The organism is Nguyenibacter vanlangensis (assembly GCF_013376155.1).
Classification (GTDB): domain Bacteria; phylum Pseudomonadota; class Alphaproteobacteria; order Acetobacterales; family Acetobacteraceae; genus Gluconacetobacter; species Gluconacetobacter vanlangensis.
Genome location: NZ_JABXXP010000999.1, coordinates 1 through 811, shown reverse-complemented (window position 1 = coordinate 811; position 811 = coordinate 1). Strand labels below are relative to the sequence as shown.

Here is an 811-nt window from a genome sequence, read left to right as displayed (position 1 = left end):
AGGCGGCGTGTGCGCTGGCCGGCAGCGGGCGGCGGGTGATGTATATCTCGGGCGAGGAGGCGGTGGACCAGATCCGCCTGCGCGCCCGGCGGCTGGGGCTGGATGCGCCGGGGCTGGACCTGGCGGCGGCGATCAACGTGACCGACATCGCCGGCACGCTGGAGGCCGAGCGCGACGTGGCGCTGGTGGTGATCGATTCGATCCAGACCATGTGGCTGGAAAGCGTGGAGAGCGCGCCGGGCACGGTGAGCCAGGTGCGCGCCACGGCGTTCGAGCTGATCCGGCTGGCCAAGCAGCGCGGGTTCAGCCTGATCCTGGTCGGGCACGTGACCAAGGAGGGCGCGCTGGCCGGTCCGCGCGTGCTGGAGCACATGGTCGACGCGGTGATGTATTTCGAGGGCGACCGGGGGCACCAGTTCCGCATCCTGCGCGCCGCCAAGAACCGTTTCGGCGCGACCGACGAGATCGGCGTGTTCGCCATGACCGACCAGGGGCTGGTCGAGGTGCCCAACCCGTCGGCGCTGTTCCTGGCAGAGCGGCGCGGCAATATCGCCGGGTCGGCGGTGTTTGCCGGGATCGAGGGCACGCGGCCGGTGCTGCTGGAGGTGCAGGCGCTGCTGTCGCCCAAATCGGGCGATTCCGCGCCGCGCCGGGCGGTGGTGGGGTGGGATTCGTCGCGCCTGAACATGCTGCTGGCGGTGCTGGAGACGCGGTGCGGGATGAAGCTGCACGGCATGGACGTGCATCTGAACATCGCGGGCGGGCTGCGGGTGCTGGAGCCGGCCGCCGACCTGGCGGTGGCGGCCGCCCT

Annotated in this window: 1 protein-coding gene; it reads left to right on the top strand. The window is 71.6% G+C overall.

The window, feature by feature from the left end; all coding sequences use genetic code 11:
* Positions 1-811 (top strand): AAA family ATPase (locus tag HUK84_RS20770; protein ID WP_176641874.1); only part of this gene is annotated, 811 nt, incomplete at both ends.